At 42.3% G+C, this 17803-nt stretch carries 17 protein-coding genes and 1 riboswitch; of the genes, 15 read left to right on the top strand and 2 right to left on the bottom strand.

Annotated features, from left to right (window positions below):
* The first annotated feature begins 8 nt into the window (after positions 1–8).
* The 4 genes from NSQ11_RS13090 to NSQ11_RS13075 all read left to right on the top strand — a co-directional run bounded on the left by NSQ11_RS13090 (position 9) and on the right by NSQ11_RS13075 (position 5564).
* Positions 9–1487, top strand: a complete 1479-nt coding sequence (locus NSQ11_RS13090) for an alpha-N-arabinofuranosidase (RefSeq protein WP_058213897.1) — start codon at positions 9–11, stop codon at positions 1485–1487.
* A gap of 246 nt (positions 1488–1733) precedes the next feature.
* On the top strand, positions 1734–2048 hold the full coding sequence (gene trxA / locus NSQ11_RS13085) for a thioredoxin (protein ID WP_007501629.1): 315 nt from the start codon (positions 1734–1736) through the stop codon (positions 2046–2048).
* A gap of 137 nt (positions 2049–2185) precedes the next feature.
* Positions 2186–3958, top strand: a complete 1773-nt coding sequence (uvrC, locus tag NSQ11_RS13080; RefSeq protein WP_007501627.1) for an excinuclease ABC subunit UvrC — start codon at positions 2186–2188, stop codon at positions 3956–3958.
* Between the two features lie 61 nt (positions 3959–4019).
* Positions 4020–4197: riboswitch (Lysine riboswitch) on the top strand.
* Positions 4198–4328: 131 nt separating this feature from the next.
* The gene (locus tag NSQ11_RS13075) at positions 4329–5564 is read left to right on the top strand and encodes an aspartate kinase (RefSeq protein ID WP_007501626.1); all 1236 of its coding nucleotides are present in this window, start codon (positions 4329–4331) and stop codon (positions 5562–5564) included.
* Positions 5565–5732: 168 nt separating this feature from the next.
* On the opposite strand, the gene NSQ11_RS13070 is transcribed toward NSQ11_RS13075, so the two are convergent.
* Positions 5733–6176: a YslB family protein gene (locus NSQ11_RS13070; RefSeq protein WP_008345974.1), complete on the bottom strand. Its 444-nt coding sequence runs from the start codon at positions 6174–6176 to the stop codon at positions 5733–5735.
* A gap of 283 nt (positions 6177–6459) precedes the next feature.
* Between NSQ11_RS13070 and NSQ11_RS13065 the strand changes: the two genes are divergently transcribed.
* The 5 genes from NSQ11_RS13065 to NSQ11_RS13045 all read left to right on the top strand — a co-directional run bounded on the left by NSQ11_RS13065 (position 6460) and on the right by NSQ11_RS13045 (position 11001).
* Positions 6460–7068 (top strand): succinate dehydrogenase cytochrome b558 subunit, encoded by a 609-nt coding sequence (locus NSQ11_RS13065; RefSeq protein WP_007501622.1) that lies wholly within the window; start codon positions 6460–6462, stop codon positions 7066–7068.
* Positions 7069–7105: 37 nt separating this feature from the next.
* Positions 7106–8866 carry a succinate dehydrogenase flavoprotein subunit gene (gene sdhA, locus NSQ11_RS13060; protein WP_008345971.1) on the top strand — a complete coding sequence of 587 codons (1761 nt, stop codon included), beginning with the start codon at positions 7106–7108 and terminating at the stop codon, positions 8864–8866.
* 1 nt (position 8867) lies between these two features.
* Positions 8868–9632, top strand: coding sequence for a succinate dehydrogenase iron-sulfur subunit (sdhB, locus tag NSQ11_RS13055; protein WP_008345969.1), 765 nt, complete (start codon positions 8868–8870; stop codon positions 9630–9632).
* Positions 9633–9754: 122 nt separating this feature from the next.
* Positions 9755–10213: a thioesterase family protein gene (locus NSQ11_RS13050; protein WP_007501614.1), complete on the top strand. Its 459-nt coding sequence runs from the start codon at positions 9755–9757 to the stop codon at positions 10211–10213.
* Positions 10214–10284: 71 nt separating this feature from the next.
* Positions 10285–11001, top strand: a complete 717-nt coding sequence (locus NSQ11_RS13045) for a biotin--[acetyl-CoA-carboxylase] ligase (RefSeq protein ID WP_135226591.1) — start codon at positions 10285–10287, stop codon at positions 10999–11001.
* Between the two features lie 123 nt (positions 11002–11124).
* On the opposite strand, the gene NSQ11_RS13040 is transcribed toward NSQ11_RS13045, so the two are convergent.
* Positions 11125–12255, bottom strand: coding sequence for a PrpF domain-containing protein (locus NSQ11_RS13040; RefSeq protein WP_241511343.1), 1131 nt, complete (start codon positions 12253–12255; stop codon positions 11125–11127).
* 135 nt (positions 12256–12390) lie between these two features.
* Between NSQ11_RS13040 and NSQ11_RS13035 the strand changes: the two genes are divergently transcribed.
* From NSQ11_RS13035 to NSQ11_RS13010, 6 genes are all read left to right on the top strand, one after another.
* Positions 12391–13251 (top strand): LysR family transcriptional regulator, encoded by an 861-nt coding sequence (locus NSQ11_RS13035; RefSeq protein ID WP_007501609.1) that lies wholly within the window; start codon positions 12391–12393, stop codon positions 13249–13251.
* Positions 13252–13406: 155 nt separating this feature from the next.
* Positions 13407–14723: a citrate:proton symporter gene (locus NSQ11_RS13030; RefSeq protein WP_025207747.1), complete on the top strand. Its 1317-nt coding sequence runs from the start codon at positions 13407–13409 to the stop codon at positions 14721–14723.
* A 206-nt stretch (positions 14724–14929) separates the two neighbouring features.
* On the top strand, positions 14930–15154 hold the full coding sequence (gerE, locus tag NSQ11_RS13025) for a spore germination transcription factor GerE (RefSeq protein ID WP_003184172.1): 225 nt from the start codon (positions 14930–14932) through the stop codon (positions 15152–15154).
* Positions 15155–15303: 149 nt separating this feature from the next.
* Positions 15304–15744: a MarR family transcriptional regulator gene (locus NSQ11_RS13020; RefSeq protein ID WP_007501606.1), complete on the top strand. Its 441-nt coding sequence runs from the start codon at positions 15304–15306 to the stop codon at positions 15742–15744.
* A gap of 7 nt (positions 15745–15751) precedes the next feature.
* On the top strand, positions 15752–16570 hold the full coding sequence (gene racE, locus NSQ11_RS13015; RefSeq protein ID WP_089374140.1) for a glutamate racemase: 819 nt from the start codon (positions 15752–15754) through the stop codon (positions 16568–16570).
* Positions 16571–16671: 101 nt separating this feature from the next.
* A complete protein-coding gene (locus NSQ11_RS13010) occupies positions 16672–17733 on the top strand; it encodes a GerMN domain-containing protein (RefSeq protein ID WP_017367749.1) in 1062 nt (353 codons plus the stop codon).
* The last annotated feature ends 70 nt before the right edge of the window (positions 17734–17803 follow it).

Raw genomic sequence — 17803 nt, 5'->3', positions numbered from 1 at the left:
GTTTACAAGTGAATGGAACAGTAAAAGTCAATGAAGTGATTGGACGCATTTCTAAACACATCTATGGACACTTTCAAGAGCATTTAGGAAGAGGAATTTATGACGGAATTTGGGTAGGGAAAGATTCAGAGATTGATCATGTTGAGGGGATTCGTACTGATGTGCTAAAGGCCCTTCAAGCGTTACATATCCCGGTGCTTAGGTGGCCGGGTGGCTGTTTTGCAGACGAGTATCATTGGGCAAACGGCGTCGGGGATCTGAGTGAACGAAAGCCGATGGTGAATACTCATTGGGGTGGCACCGTTGAATCAAATGCGTTTGGTACACATGAATTTATGAGACTGTGTGAATTACTTGAATGTGAGCCTTATATTTGTGGAAACGTTGGAAGCGGCTCTGTGCAAGAATTAGCAGAATGGATTGAATATATCACATTTCCTAAGGGGACACCTATGTCGGATTGGCGCATTCAAAATGGAAAACAAGAACCGTGGGAGCTGACGTATGTTGGTGTAGGCAATGAAAGCTGGGGATGTGGTGGAAATATGACGCCAGAGTATTATGCAGACTTATATAAACGCTACCAAACGTATGTGAGAGAATTTGCTGGTCAGCGCATTTACAAAATCGCATGCGGTGCGAATTCAAATGATGTGAATTGGACAAAAGTATTAATGGAGCGTGCAGCGCCTTGGATGGATGGGCTCAGTTTGCATTACTATACGGTCCCAGGAACATGGGAGAAAAAAGGGTCTGCGACCGATTTTGATGAGGATGAGTGGTTTACAACGCTGAAAAAGGCGTCTGAAATGGAGCGGCTTGTCGTGGAACACGGAAAAATCATGGATCGTTATGACCCAGACAAGCGAATCGGGATGATTATTGATGAATGGGGGACATGGTATGATCCAGAACCGGGGACAAATCCAGGGTTTTTGTATCAGCAAAACACATTAAGAGATGCTCTAGTCTGTGCCTTGCATTTTCATATTTTTCATCGCCATTGCCAGCGGATTCATATGGCGAATATTGCCCAGACCGTCAATGTGCTGCAAGCGATGGTGTTAACGCAGGACGAAAAGATGCTTCTGACACCTACCTATCATGTATTTCACATGTTTCAAGTACATCAAGAAGAAGAAGCGCTTGAAGTAGAATTGAATGCGCCTTCGTATGAACGCCGGGGTGAAAAAATCCCTCAAGTCAGTGTGTCAGCCTCGCGGTCATCTGACAAGATGCATATTAGTTTCTGTCATGTGAATCCCCATGAAAAAGCAGACGTATCTCTTGCGATAGAGGGAATCGATGCAAAAACGAAGGTCACTGGCCTTGTGCTGACAGCTGATCGGATGAATGCGCACAATACGTTCGATGATCCTCAATCCGTTCAGCCTGCGGACTTTCGGCAATTTGCTGTTAAGCACGGCGAGCTGACTATTGATCTGCCGCCTATGTCGGTTGTCATGTTGACCGTCGATCTGGCTTGATCGCATATTTCAATGTTTGATGAGAAGAATGTTGGGGCATCATACATTGTAAATGAAGCGGAAAGGGAGTTATGTCATATGCTTAGAACCATTCTGATGATCATTGGTGCGATTGTTGTTATTGGTGCGATTATACGGTTTGTTTTTTAATTCATTTCATAAAAAATGATTCGTAAGCATTTCATTCGCAAGTCACTTTGGTAGATGCTATACTAAAAAGCATAATTTACATTGGAGGAATGAATAATGGCAATCGTAAAAGCTACTGACGCAACATTTTCACAAGAAACTGCAGAAGGTGTTGTTCTTGCAGATTTTTGGGCACCTTGGTGCGGACCTTGTAAAATGATTGCTCCAGTTCTTGAAGAACTTGATCAAGAAATGGGCGACAAAATGAAAATTGTAAAAATTGATGTAGACGATAACCAAGAAACTGCTGGTAAATACGGCGTTATGAGTATCCCAACACTTCTTGTTTTAAAAGACGGTGAAGTTGTAGAAACTTCTGTTGGTTTCAAACCAAAAGAAGCACTAGCTGAGCTTGTAAACAAACATCTATAAACCGATCTATGCCCGCGTGGCATGATCTCAAAAAGCGGTTCTCGTATAGAGAGCCGCTTTTCTTTCATCGTGGTATAAAACAAATGTTCGTGATACACTAGAAGGAGTGAACGAGGAAAACAAGGACGGATGAAAATATGAACAAATTGATCAAAGAAAAGCTGTCAGTCTTACCTGATCAACCAGGCTGTTACTTAATGAAAGATAGACAAAATACGATCATTTATGTGGGAAAGGCAAAGGTATTAAAAAATAGGGTCCGCTCTTATTTTACAGGATCTCATGATGCCAAAACGCAGCGGCTTGTCAGTGAAATCGAAGACTTTGAATACATTGTCACCTCTTCAAATATTGAGGCACTTATTTTAGAGCTGAATTTAATCAAAAAATATGACCCGAAATACAATGTCATGCTCAAGGATGACAAAACGTACCCTTTTATTAAAATTACGAATGAACGTCACCCTAAGCTGATTGTCACCCGCAATGTGAAAAAGGATAAAGGGAAATACTTCGGTCCATATCCGAACGTACAAGCAGCAAGAGAAACGAAAAAGCTGCTCGATCGTTTATATCCACTTAGAAAATGTGCAACACTCCCTGACCGAGTCTGTCTTTATTATCATCTTGGACAATGTCTTGCTCCGTGTGTGTATGACATTTCTGAAGAAACGAATAAACAGCTCGTCGATGAAATCACAAGATTTCTAAACGGAGGTCATCAGCAAATCAAGAAAGAATTAACAGAGAAGATGCAAGAAGCGGCCGAACAATTAGAATTTGAGCGGGCAAAAGAACTGAGAGATCAAATCGCTTATATCGACTCAACGATGGAAAAGCAAAAGATGACGATGAGTGACTTATCCGATCGCGATGTATTTGCCTATGCTTATGATAAGGGCTGGATGTGTGTCCAAGTCTTCTTCATCAGACAGGGAAAATTAATCGAACGTGATGTCAGCCTATTTCCGATGTATCAAGACCCTGAGGAGGAATTTCTCACGTTTATGGGGCAGTTTTATGAAAAAAACAACCACTTTTTGCCGAAGGAAATTTTGGTGCCAGACAGCGTCGATCAAGAGATGATTGAGCAATTGCTTGAAACGAATGTTCATCAGCCGAAAAAAGGAAAGAAGAAGGATTTGCTTTTACTTGCCCACCAAAATGCCAAAATTGCACTCAAAGAAAAATTCTCGCTCATAGAGCGCGATGAAGAACGGACAATTGGTGCAGTGAAGCAGCTTGGTGATGCACTTAATATTTATATGCCATACCGGATTGAGGCATTTGATAACTCCAATATCCAAGGAGCAGACCCCGTATCCGCTATGGTTGTCTTCCAAGACGGGAAGCCGTATAAAAAGGAATACCGAAAATACAAAATTAAAACCGTTGAGGGGCCCGATGATTATGCTTCCATGCGTGAAGTCATTAGAAGGCGGTATACCCGTGTGTTAAAGGATGAACTGCCGCTTCCTGACTTGATTTTAATCGACGGAGGAAAAGGACAAATCAACGCAGCCATAGATGTGCTCGAAAATGAATTAAATCTGTCTGTTCCTGTGGCAGGTCTAGTGAAAGATGAAAAACACAGGACATCGAATCTGATGATGGGTGATACGCTTGAAATTGTTGCGCTGGAACGGAATAGTCAGGCCTTTTATTTATTGCAGCGTATTCAAGATGAAGTGCACCGATTTGCGATTAGTTTTCACCGGCAGCTGCGCGGGAAGAATGCATTCCAGTCTATTCTAGACGATGTCCCAGGTATCGGGGAAAAGCGCAAAAAGCAGTTACTTAAACATTTTGGCTCTGTGAAAAAGATGAAAGAAGCCTCTATCCAGGATTTTCAGGACGCTGGTATTCCGAAACAAACGGCTGAACTTTTAATGGAGGCATTAAAAAAATAGATTGTACTTTTTCCAAAAGTCTGTTAAGATGTGACTAATTTAATAAATGAACGTGTTGTTTGTTGAAGATAGAGGTGCGAACTTCAAGAGTAAGCCTTCAGAGATCGAGGGGATCTAGGAAGAGGGCTGAAAGGGGAGCGTCGCCGAAGTGAATAAAATCCACTCATTTTATTCGCTGGCTGTACATTGAAGAAATGTAGGGCTGTCAAGAATGTATTTCTTGGAGGGCTATCTCATTGTTTGCATCGTTTGATGATGATTTTAAAGCAATGGGAGATTTGTTCTCTCATTGCTTTTTTATTTGCAGTGACGAGAGCAGTCTCCGCAGCCTCTTCTCTCACACGTGATCTTTTGAAAAAGGGTGGTAGACATGGGACTAATTGTACAAAAATTTGGTGGAACATCTGTTGGATCGACAGAAAAAATTCGCAATGCCGCAGAGAGAGTCATCGCTGAACGCGAGGCAGGAAATGATGTGGTCGTGGTTGTGTCTGCGATGGGAAAATCAACGGATGTTCTAGTAGACCTAGCGAAAGAACTCACAGATGATCCAAGCAAAAGAGAAATGGATATGCTACTGACAACTGGTGAGCAGGTGACCATTTCATTATTAGCGATGGCACTGCAAGCAAAAGGTTATGATGCCATTTCCTTTACAGGCTGGCAAGCTGGGATGAAAACAGAGAAGGTGCACGGAAATGCAAGAATCGTGGACATCGATGAAGCAAGAATCAAAGAAGAACTGAGTGCGGGAAAAGTCGTCGTTGTAGCAGGTTTCCAAGGAATTGCGGATGATCTACATATTACAACACTTGGGCGTGGTGGATCAGATACGACAGCAGTGGCACTAGCTGCGGCACTCAAAGCGGACAAATGTGATATTTATACGGACGTACCAGGTGTGTTTACAACAGATCCTCGTTATGTGCCGTCTGCGCGAAAACTTGCAGGAATTTCATACGATGAAATGCTTGAGTTAGCCAATTTAGGAGCAGGTGTGCTGCATCCGAGAGCGGTCGAATTTGCGAAAAATTATCAAATCCCACTAGAAGTCCGTTCTAGTATTGAAAATGAATCGGGTACGTTAATTGAGGAGGAATCATCCATGGAACAAAATTTAGTTGTAAGAGGCATTGCATTTGAAGATCAGATGACACGCGTGACGGTATGTGGCCTTTCAAGCGGTTTAACAACGCTATCGACGATTTTTACGACACTTGCAAAGCAAAATATCAATGTCGATATCATCATTCAGTCTGTCACAAGCACCAATCAGACCTCCATCTCTTTCTCTGTGAAAACGGATGATTTGTCTAAAACAGTTGAAGTATTAGAAGAATACAAAGGTGCGCTTGGTTATGAGCAGATTGAGACAGAAAGCAAATTAGCCAAAGTATCTATCGTTGGCTCTGGTATGGTTTCAAACCCAGGCGTTGCGGCTGAAATGTTCGCTGTGTTAGCTCAAAAAGACATTCAAGTGAAAATGGTCAGTACGTCTGAGATCAAAGTCTCAACAGTCGTTGATCGTGAAGATATGGTGAAAGCGGTAGAAGCCCTTCATGATGCGTTTGAATTATCAAAGGTGAGCGCCGCTGCTCATTCTTAAATCTTCAAAAGAGGTGTATCCCATAAAAAGATACACCTCTTTTTTATATTGGAAATCATCAGCATATGAAGAAAGAAAAACATGCGTAAACCGGTACGCCAACTGTGCTATGATAGAAGGGTATATAAAAAAGGCGTGACACGAAGTCATCGCCTTTCATAAACAGTGTTAGCTAGGGTCTCTTAAATCCCATTTAACGGTTAAAATGACTTTATCAGCACGCTTTTTTACTTGTTCATAGGATTCAGCCACGTGCTCATTGAGAAGCTGAATCTGTTCAGCGATAAAACCTGCTTCCATTTGAAAGCATGGCTCCTTTTGATAGCTGAGTCGATTCGATACAAGTGGACCTTCGAGCTCAAACTCAATTTCCTGTTTTTTAGAATGGACCATCGTGAGAGTTCCCCATCCGGCATCATGGAAAAATTCGGGGATCTTTTCCCATGACTCTTGAGGAAATTTACGAGCAAGCAGTTTACCCGCAAAATACATCATAGATGAATGATCCTGACCAAGAATGTCAGGCAGCAGAACTTCGCGTATCAGCTCGTAGGCAAATCCATTGACTTCAATTTCTTTTAGCTGTTCTAAGTTAGATTCGAATTTATTCATTGTATGGCTCCCCTCTTTCAACAATTTATTATAGCTTATGTGGGCATATGATGACAGAGTTTTCCCTGAAGTCTAAGAAATTCTTATTGTAGTAAAACGAATTTTGATTTAAAACTTTTAAATTTCGGAAAATTTTAATTTATGTACGCGGTTTCTTGACGCTTTTTTGACATAGGAGTAAAATGAAATTGTCAATAAATTTGAATAAAGTGCTTACAATTGAAAGAAGCGGGGGTAAGACAATTTTCAAGCAATTGCACTTTTTTTACTAGGGGGTAAAGTAATGTCGGGGAACAAAGAATTTTTTTATCGGAGATTGCATTCTTTGCTTGGCGTCATTCCGGTCGGTCTATTTTTAGTACAGCACTTAGTGATTAACCACTTTGCGACGAATGGACCAGAGGCGTTTAACAAAGCTGCACACTTTATGGAACAGCTTCCATTCAGATATGCACTTGAGCTGTTCGTGATTTTCTTACCACTGATCTATCATGCTGTTTATGGGGTGTACATAGCCTTTACGGCACAAAACAACACGTCTCGCTTCAGTTACTTAAGAAACTGGTTGTTCAGACTGCAACGGATTACAGGTATCATCACATTGATTTTTGTCACTTGGCACGTATGGGAAACACGCATTCAAGCGCAGCTTGGAGCTGAAGTAAACTATGACATGATGGCGAATATTTTAAGCTCTCCATTTATGCTAGGTTTCTATATTGTCGGCGTTTTATCTACTATTTTCCACTTTGCTAATGGCTTGTGGTCATTTGCTGTCAGCTGGGGAATTACAGTTTCACCACGCTCACAAAGAATCTCCACATATGTGACATTAGGTATATTTATAGCGCTTTCATATGTAGGGCTAAGAGCAATTTTCGCTTTTGTTTAAGAGGAAATAGATTAGTAGAAGAGGGAGAGGGGCTACAATGAGTAATTCTAGCATCATCGTTGTCGGAGGCGGCTTAGCTGGTCTCATGGCAACTATCAAAGCAGCAGAAGCGGGAACAGCTGTTAAACTATTTTCAATCGTACCTGTGAAACGTTCGCATTCTGTTTGTGCGCAGGGCGGAATTAACGGAGCGGTCAATACAAAAGGTGAAGGAGATTCACCTTACGAGCATTTTGATGACACGGTATATGGCGGAGACTTTTTAGCTAATCAGCCGCCAGTAAAGGCAATGTGTGAAGCAGCGCCGTCCATTATCCACTTACTTGATCGTATGGGTGTAATGTTTAACAGAACACCAGAAGGATTACTGGACTTCCGCCGTTTCGGGGGAACACAGCACCACCGTACAGCATTTGCTGGTGCGACAACAGGTCAGCAGTTATTATATGCACTAGATGAGCAGGTTCGCCGCTATGAAGTAGCAGGGCTTGTGACGAAATATGAAGGCTGGGAATTCCTTGGTGCTGTCTTAGATGACGAGGAAGTATGCCGAGGCATTGTGGCGCAGAACTTGACGACAATGGAAATCGAATCCTTCCGTTCAGATGCTGTCATCATGGCAACAGGCGGCCCTGGTATCGTATTCGGTAAATCAACGAACTCCATGATTAATACCGGATCAGCTGCATCGATCGTTTATCAGCAAGGTGCTCATTATGCTAATGGAGAATTCATTCAAATTCACCCAACAGCGATCCCAGGAGATGACAAGCTGCGTCTCATGAGTGAATCAGCTCGTGGTGAAGGTGGACGTGTTTGGACATATAAAGACGGGAAGCCTTGGTACTTCCTTGAAGAAAAGTACCCAGCATACGGGAACCTTGTACCGCGTGACATTGCAACGCGTGAAATTTTCGACGTATGTGTGGAGCAAAAGCTTGGCATCAACGGAGAGAACATGGTGTACCTAGATCTTTCTCACAAAGATCCAAAAGAGCTTGATATTAAGCTTGGTGGAATCATTGAAATCTATGAAAAATTCATGGGTGATGACCCGCGTAAGCTTCCGATGAAAATTTTCCCGGCTGTTCATTATTCAATGGGCGGATTATGGGTTGATTATGATCAAATGACGAATATCAAAGGCTTGTTTGCTGCAGGAGAATGTGATTACTCTATGCACGGCGGAAACAGACTTGGTGCAAACTCATTGCTTTCTGCGATTTACGGCGGAATGGTTGCTGGACCAAATGCTGTGAAATACATTAGCGGTCTTGAAAAGTCTGCAGAAGATTTATCATCTGCAACATTCGACAGTGCCGTGAAGAAAGAGCAGGAGAAATGGGACAACATCCTTAGCATGGATGGCACAGAAAATGCATATGTGCTTCATAAAGAGCTTGGAGAATGGATGACGGACAACGTGACAGTCGTTCGTTACAACGAGAAGCTCTTAAAAACAGATCAGAAGATTGAAGAACTGATGGAGCGCTATAAGCATATTAACATCAACGATACAGCTTCATGGAGCAACCAAGGCGCTGCCTTCACGCGTCAGCTTGACAACATGCTTCAGCTGGCACGTGTCATTACGATTGGGGCTTACAACCGGAATGAAAGCCGAGGCGCACACTATAAACCGGAATTCCCAGAAAGAAATGATGAAGAATTCCTAAAAACAACGATGGCTACGTTCAAAGGGAAAAACCAAAAACCTGCATTCCACTATGAGGACGTCGATGTATCGTTAATTGCACCTCGTAAACGAGATTACTCGAAGAAAAAGGTGGAGAAATAAGATGAGTGAAAAAAACACGATTCAATTTATTATCACACGTCAAGATACAGCAGATGGCAAGCCTTATGATGAGGAATTCGAAATCCCATATCGTCCGAATATGAACGTCATTTCCGCACTGATGGAAATCAGACGTAACCCGGTCAATAAAAAAGGTGAAAAAACAACGGCGATCAACTGGGACATGAACTGCCTTGAAGAAGTATGCGGCGCTTGTTCCATGGTCATTAATGGAACGCCCCGCCAGTCATGTACTGCACTGATTGACAAGTTAGAGCAGCCGATCCGTCTTCAGCCGATGAAAACGTTCCCGGTTGTGAGAGACTTGCAGGTTGATCGAAGCCGTATGTTCAATTCATTGAAAAAAGTCAAAGCTTGGGTGCCGATCGATGGCACATATGATCTTGGACCTGGACCAAGAATGCCTGAGAAAAAGCGTCAATGGGCGTATGAGCTTTCAAAGTGTATGACATGTGGTGTCTGCCTTGAAGCTTGTCCAAACGTGAATGATAAGTCTTCCTTTATGGGCCCTGCACCGCTTTCACAAGTTCGTCTATTTAACGCACATCCGACAGGTGCAATGAATAAGTCTGACCGTTTAGAAGAAATTATGGGTGATGGCGGTCTTGCAAACTGCGGGAACTCTCAAAACTGTGTGCAGGCTTGTCCGAAAGGAATCCCGCTCACAACATCAATTGCAGCACTTAACCGAGATACAACATTACAAGCTTTCCGTAACTTCTTCGGAAGCGATCACGCAGAATAACATCACATTCAGTCCTCCTTGCCAATCATGATGAGTGTTTACAAGAGGCTGGATGCAAAAACATAACAAACGCCTCTTCCAATACGGGAGAGGCGTTTGTTTGCGAATAAGGAGTGGATCAAATGAGGCTGCCGTCATATATTGAAGAACCGTTTGAAGAGTGGAGGGCATCGTTTCGATTTTATGTGGAAACAACCGTCCGTTTTTCAGAAACGGATATGTTTGGTCACATGAACAATGTCACCCCATTTGTGTATTTTGAAGAGGCGCGGATTGCCTTCTTTCAAAAAACGGGAATTGTAGATAAACGAATGAAGCGAGCGAGAGAGACGATTACGGTCGTGGCAAACCTTCAATGTGATTACATCAAGCAAGTGGAAATCGGTGAGAGGCTGCGTGTGTATGTAAAGCCAGAAAAGGTTGGATCAAGCTCTCTCATCCTTCATTATTTAGGAGAAAATGAACAGCAAGAACCGTGTTTTACAGGCTCAGTCACGATGGTGCAAATAAGTAAAGACACCGGTGCCCCTGTACCGTTTACAGAAGAGGAAAAAGAGACTTTTCAGGCCCAGCGACATTAAAGAATCACGGTCACATGTTTCATTTTGTTATAATAAAAAGATCATATGAAGATGAAACAAAAGGAGATCACATGAAGATTTTTCAATACGACACCATTGACAGTACAAATAATGAAGCGAAAAGGCTTATTCAGCAAGGAGAAACCCCTTCATTTGCTGTATATGCCCGGCAGCAGACAGCAGGGAGAGGCAGGCTTGGCAGACCGTGGGAAACGCCTACAGGGAATGTGGCTGTCACGATGACAGTAAAACCGCCAGTAGATATCTCCACCCAATCAACGATTGCCCCGCTGACGGCACTTGCCATTTATGATGTACTCAAACCACTCATGAGAGCAGAGGATCAACTGGCGATCAAATGGCCAAATGATCTATTGATTAATGAAGCGAAAGTATCTGGCACATTAATTGAAGCAGACCGGAGCGCCATTTACATCGGTGTGGGCATCAATGTAGAGACAAAGCCGGAGCGCGTTCCGTATAAAACCGTTTGCCTATCAGAACTGACTGAGGTGAAAGCGGACCAGCTAGTGAAAGATTTGGCAGCGGCCTTTGAAAAATACCATGCACGCTGGCAAATGGAAGGATTTGAAGCCCTCACTGCCCTTTATAACAAACGATTATATCGGCTAAATCAACCGCTTCGTATTTCATTAGATCGTGAAAAGCAAACATGGCAGGAAGGGATTTGCTGTGGTGTGAACCGATATGGTCATATTCAGTTAAAAGATGATCAAGGACATATAAAAGCCCATTCAGCAGGAGATATTGATGCACCGCCCAAGTAGCCCAATTTCTCGTTCGATTATTCGGTGTTAGAACGGAGTTGCTTTAAGATTTTCACACTGAAAAAAAGACAAAGAGCTAAAATCAGTTCATTTTAGCTCTTTGTCGACATGAAGACGTCTCATTTATGCTTCTCTTTTTATTTGAGGTTGAACCATGTAGTCTTTTTTTGTAAAGACCACCCCATCTAGGATTTCTCTTGCGGTTCGAATGACTTTCACTCTGCTTTGTGAGATATCAATTTCAGTTTGCATAATACCAGCAGGATGACCAATTCGAAGTGTATCATCTTGACCTTGAAACAGCTGTGCCGGAAGCGTTTGATCCATGAAACAGCTGGCTGACACACAGACAGATCCGGTAATGGCAAGTGCTTGGTGCGGTCTTTGCATCGATAGCATACGAACGATGATGTCCATATCTGCTGCTCTTCTCAATATTCCATTTGTATCTACATAATCAGCAGGCTCGCTAATAATTGCAAGCTTAGGAACAGCTGGAGACTGTAATGTGGCCAGTTCTTTTGGTGCAAAGTGGCACATTTCAGCAGCGATGGAACGAATCTCTTCTAAATCATCCAGCAATTCGTCTGTAAACTCCTCAGGCAATTCAGTTCCTTTTAATTGAATATCTTTGGCACGGACAAAGGCGATTGGATTTGCAATGTCAACGATTGAGATCGGAATCTCTCCAAACTTTGTCTGGATCGCATCCATTTTATTTCCAGTCGGAAAGGTTTTACCTGTGACAGCGCCTTCAGGTTTCTCAAAGGATAAATAAATGGGAGAACCTGTTCCTTTCACTCCTGGAATTTCTGCCTGTCCTTCAAATTTTACTTCTCCGTTCTCGACTTCTACCTCTGCCACAATGATTTTATTCGTATTGGTATTCAGAATACGTACTGTTGTGACAGGCTCAACTGCTTGGACAAGTCCTTTAATGATGGCATACGGCCCAACTGCTGATGAGATATTCCCACAGTTTCCTTTAAAGTCGACAAATCTTTCATTGATGCTGACTTGTGCAAACGTATAGTTCACATCCACATCTGGACGAGTGGCTTTATCGATAATGGCCACCTTACTTGTTAAAGAATTACCGCCCCCGATTCCATCAACTTGCAGTCGGTCAGGGCTGCCCATAATGTCTAATAGAAATGCTTCGAGTTCATCGTGTTCGTAAGGTGCATCATTGGCTTGAATGAAGACCCCTTTGCTTGTACCGCCTCGCATGATTGTGATTGGAACTTTTCTCATTGCTCTCACCCTCAATTGTTTAGTTACTATTTATCTAATCAAAATGGTAAAGTATAATAAGAAATAAGTTAAATACATTATTTTAAGAGAAACTGATAAAATATTTTTATAACAAGGTCAAAAGGAGGGCACACAATGGATGAGAAAGATTGGCGGTTTTTAAAGGTGCTATATGAAGAGAAGAACATCACAAAAGCGGCAGAAAAATTATTTGTATCGCAGCCTGCCTTAAGTTATCGATTGAAACAGCTTGAAGAGGAATTTGACATGAAGCTTTTCTTTAAAAGAAAACGAGGCATTGAATTTACATCAGAGGGCGAATACTTGGCTAAATACGCAAATGACATGCTCAAGCAGCTCCAGCAAACGAAAGATGGCATGCTCAATATGCAAAAAAAGGTCAAAGGAACGATCAGGTTAGGGGTGTCGAGTAACTTTGCTCAATATAAACTGCCGGAAATTTTAAGAGAGTTTTCTAAGCAATATCCACATGTTCAATTTATGGTGAACACAGGATGGAGCACAAAAGTCATGGATTTATTAGGGACATCAAGTGTACATTTAGGGATTTTAAGAGGAGATTACGACTGGAATGGAGAGCGATTTTTGCTTGATAAAGAACGGCTTTGTATCATTTCAAAATCAGAAATACAGCTAAAGGATCTTCCTAAGCTGCCGCTCATTGACTATCACACGGATAGTTCATTAAAACGATTGATTAACAGATGGTGGCAGGAGACGTTCACGATGCCTCCGCTTGTGACAATGGAGACAGACAGGCAAGATACATCAAAAGAGATGGTGAAGCATGGTTTAGGTTATGCCATTGTCCCGGAAATTTGCCTCAGACCAAGTGATGAGCTATTTGTAAAAGGTCTTTCGTATAAAGATGGACAGCCTGTTTTAAGAGATACATGGCTCATGTACCAACCGGATTCGCTTCATTTGTCTGTTGTGAAAGCATTCATTGAGTTTTTAAGAAGTCAGCAAGGCTGATTATAAAAAAAATTTATTGAATAGACGAAAAAATCGATATTTTCATTATAAAAAAAGCTATTATATCCTTGAAATAGAAAGCGCTAACATTTCGGGCCGCAAGTGCAAAAGGGGCGCTTGTGGATCGTGTAAAGAAGAGGATGGAGGGATATGAAGTGCTAGCTATTTTAGGGATCTTGATGGTCGTGACTTTTACATTTCTTATTATGACAAAACGTATGCATCCGGTGGTGGCTCTAACCGTTGTGCCAATCATCTTTGCATTAATTGGTGGATTTTACAGCGGATTAGGGGACATGATGCTTGATGGACTCAAGACCGTTGCACCATCTGCTGCTTTATTGTTATTTGCCATCTTATTCTTCGGTGTCATGCTGGATGCTGGATTGTTTGACCCGTTGATCAAACTGATTTTACGCCTTGTGAAAGGCGATCCGGTCAAAATTGCTTTTGGGGTAGCGATTTTGTCTATGCTTGTTGCATTAGATGGTGATGGAACGACAACGTACATGATTACCGTATCAGCTATGCTGCCACTTTTCTTAAGAATTGGGATGAACCCACTGATTTTAGGAACGATTTCATTATTATCACTAGGCATTATGAGTGGAATGACGCCTTGGGGCGGTCCAGCTACTCGTGCGATTGCTGCACTTGGTTTAGATGCAGCGGAATTCTTCATTCCATTACTCCCGACGATGATAGGGGGCGGTCTTTTTATCCTTTTTACAGCGTATGTTCTTGGAAAAAAAGAACGGAAGCGCATTGGGGTTGCCGAGATTCAGTATAAAGAAGAGGTCTCGATCTCTCCTGAATTGGCTGCATCAATTGAAGATGGCGTTGCAGATATGAAGAGACCAAACTTGATTTGGGTCAACTTCTTCCTGACGATTGCTGTCATGGTCACACTTGTATTGGATATCGTACCGATTCCTGTACTCTTTCTCATTGGCTTTGTCATTGCGCTTATGATCAACTATCCAAAAGTGGAAGATCAGCGTGAGCGGATTTTATCGCATGCAGGAAATGCTTTAACGGTCATTACCCTTGTGTTTGCAGCAGGAATTTTCACAGGCATTTTTTCGGGAACAAAAATGGTGGAGTCCATTGCTCACTTGGTCATTTACATGATTCCAGATTCATACAGCTCATTTTTTCCACTCATTGTCGCGTTGACGAGTATGCCATTTACATTTGTTCTTTCAAATGATGCGTATTATTTCGGGGTGCTGCCAATCTTAGCTGAAGCCGGCGCAGCTTACGGAATTGATCCAGTAGAAATTGCGCGCGCCTCTATTATCGGACAGCCTGTCCATTTACTGAGTCCGCTTGTGGCTTCCACATTACTACTTGTGAGTATGCTGAATAAAGATATCGGTGATTTGCAAAAGTACGCACTGTTATGGACCGTACTCACAGCCCTGTTTACAACACTTATTGCTCTTTTAACAGGAGCCATTTCGATATTTTAAAAGCTTGTTTGATCAAGGACGATGTCTCTATAGGGGACTCGTCCTTTTTTGTGCGGTTTGAAGGGGAGCAAATTGGACGCTCATCTACGGGAATTCTCGATTTTAACGTCACCTACCTCAAGTACCCGGCATATGATATCTCGACTATACAGAATCCCATTCTATAGAGACTAGAGCTCTCACCTTAGCAAGGAGGGTTACAATACTTGAAGGAGAAAGAGTTTCAATCCAAGCCGCTATTAACCAAAAGAGAAAGAGAAGTATTCGAATTGCTCGTCCAAGATAAAACAACAAAAGAAATTGCAAGCGAGCTTTTTATTAGCGAAAAGACTGTTCGAAATCATATTTCGAATGCCATGCAAAAGCTAGGAGTCAAAGGTCGTTCACAGGCCGTAGTCGAGCTTCTGCGTATGGGTGAGCTAGAGCTCTAACGTCAGCCGGTTTTCCTTCCGCACCAGGGAGGAGCCGGTTATTTCTATATGGTTTCCATGAGTCTCTTCTTGCAATTTCATTGAAAAACGAGGAAAATAGGAATGTACGTTTTAATCAAAGTGAGATGCTATAGTGAGGTATCAATGAAATGGAAACGAATGAGTCAGGCCATGTTGCAGAAATTGAAAAATCATTGCGCCATATTGCTGCAATCATTAAGCAAAAAGGCAGAGAAATCCTGAATCAATATACGATTACACCTCCTCAATTTGTAGGGCTTCAGTGGCTTTATGAATTCGGAGATATGACAATAGGTGAGCTATCACAAAAGATGTATTTGGCTTGCAGCACGACAACCGATTTAATTGATCGAATGGAAAAAAGTGAACTTGTTGAACGGGTGAAAGATCCGTCTGACCGCCGCGTGGTTCGCATTCATTTATTGCCTGAAGGTGAGCGGATCATTCAAGAAGTGATTGTCAAACGCCAAGAATACGTCAGTGAACTTCTAGGGGCTTTCTCTGAAGAAGAAGCCATCGTTTTCAACCAATCTTTAACGAAACTACAGCAGCAAATGAAAAGAAAATGAGGCGATTTTGTTGGATCAACCCATCGGCGTGATTGATTCCGGCGTAGGCGGTTTAACCGTTGCGAAGGAGATCATGAGACAACTGCCAAAAGAAAAGATTATTTATGTAGGCGACACAAAACGATGTCCATACGGCCCTCGAGCAGAAGAAGAGGTTCTTCAATATACATGGGAAATGGCACACTACCTATTAAGACACCACCATATTAAAATGCTTGTCATTGCGTGTAACACTGCGACGGCGATAGCACTTGATGAAATTAAAGCAACACTTGATATCCCGGTCATTGGCGTGATCCAGCCCGGAGCCCGCACAGCGATCAAGGTCACAAACAATCAGCATATTGGCGTGATCGGCACTGCCAATACGATCAAAAGTGAAGCCTATAAAGAAGCGTTGCTCTCTTTAAAAGCAGGACTAACTGTTCAAAGTCTGGCATGTCCAATGCTGGTGCCGTTTGTGGAAAGCGGTACGTTTTTAGATCATACAGCAGATGAAGTCGTAAAAGCTTCTCTTGAACCGATGAAAGAAACAGGCATTGATACGCTCATTCTTGGCTGCACGCACTACCCGATTTTAAAAGAACCGATTCAGCGCTTTATGGGCAGTGGCGTCAATATCATTTCATCAGGAGATGAGACAGCGAGAGAAGCGAGCACAATTCTTTCATATAAAGGGCTGTTAAATGATTCGAAGGAAGAGCCTGTTCATACTTTTTATACAACAGGACAGCAACAAAACTTTCAAAACATCGCTCAAGACTGGTTCGGCTACCTGCCAGGAAAGGTCGAAACGGTTTCGCTTGAACACGTATATCAGCAATAACCTACTTCTCATGGAAGTGGGTTATTTTTTTATGAAAAGGGTCTAATCCTCTGAGGGAGCTCGTATACATACTAGTACAAACCACTAGAGGAGGGTGAAGTATGCTGAAAAAAGGAACTACAGCAGCTGTTACGTGTATTGCGTCAGCCATGCTTTTATCAGGATGCGGATTGTTTCAAACAGACCAAGCGAAAACAGAGATTGATCCACCACAAAATGTCACGTTTGTGAAAGAAAATAAAGAAGAGAAACAAACAGCGAAAGAAGGAAAAGAAGAGAAGCAAGCAGATACAGTTATGAGAGAATTATATTTAATTGATAAAAATGGGTATGTTGTGTCTCAATCCATTCCGCTGCCGAAAAACGAAGGAAGTGCGAAACAAACACTTGAATACCTCGTAGACGGGGGACCGATTTCTAACCTGATGCCAAATGGATTCAGAGCCGTGCTGCCGGCGGACACGAGCGTATCTGTCGATATTAAAGATGGCACCGCGGTTGTTGATTTCTCAAATGAATTCAAAAACTATAAAAAAGAAGACGAACAGCGCATTTTGCAATCAGTCACTTGGACATTAACGCAGTTTGATTCGGTAGCGAAAGTCAAATTAAAGATGAATGGCCATGAATTAAAAGAGATGCCTGTGAATGGGACACCGATTTCAGATGATTTAAGCAGAGAGGACGGCATTAATATTCAGCACGAGGCTGCGGCTGATATGACATCAACAAAGCCTGTGACTGTCTACTATTTAGCTGAATCTGATAAACAGACGTACTATGTTCCAGTGACCAAAAGAGCACCAAAAGACGAGGATGATCCAATTACAGCAGCCATTGATGAGCTCGTCTCTGGGCCAAGCAAAACAAGCCAATTGCTGACAGACTTTGATCAAGATGTGAAGCTGAATGATGTTCCGAAAGTAAAAGACGGTCATGTGACACTTGATTTCAATGAATCCATTTTTGGCAGTGCAGATGAAAAGAAAAAAGTCATTTCACAAAAAGTTCTTGATAGCATTGTGCTGACATTAACAGAGTTGCCAGATGTGAAAAGCGTGTCTGTGAAGGTAAACGGAAAGGCAGAGCTTGTGAACGAAAAAGGAGCAGAGCTCACAAAGCCAGTTTCAAGACCAGAACAAGTGAATACAGGTAGTTTTTAACGTCACACATTGATATAATGGAGAAAAAGAGGCATGCACATTCGCTGCCTCTTTTTTATTCCAAGCGATT

The sequence above is a fragment of the Bacillus sp. FSL W7-1582 genome (assembly GCF_038593325.1).
GTDB lineage: Bacteria > Bacillota > Bacilli > Bacillales > Bacillaceae > Bacillus > Bacillus altitudinis.
The sequence above is the reverse complement of the archived record's forward strand: the minus strand, read 5'-3'. Positions and strand labels throughout refer to the sequence as shown.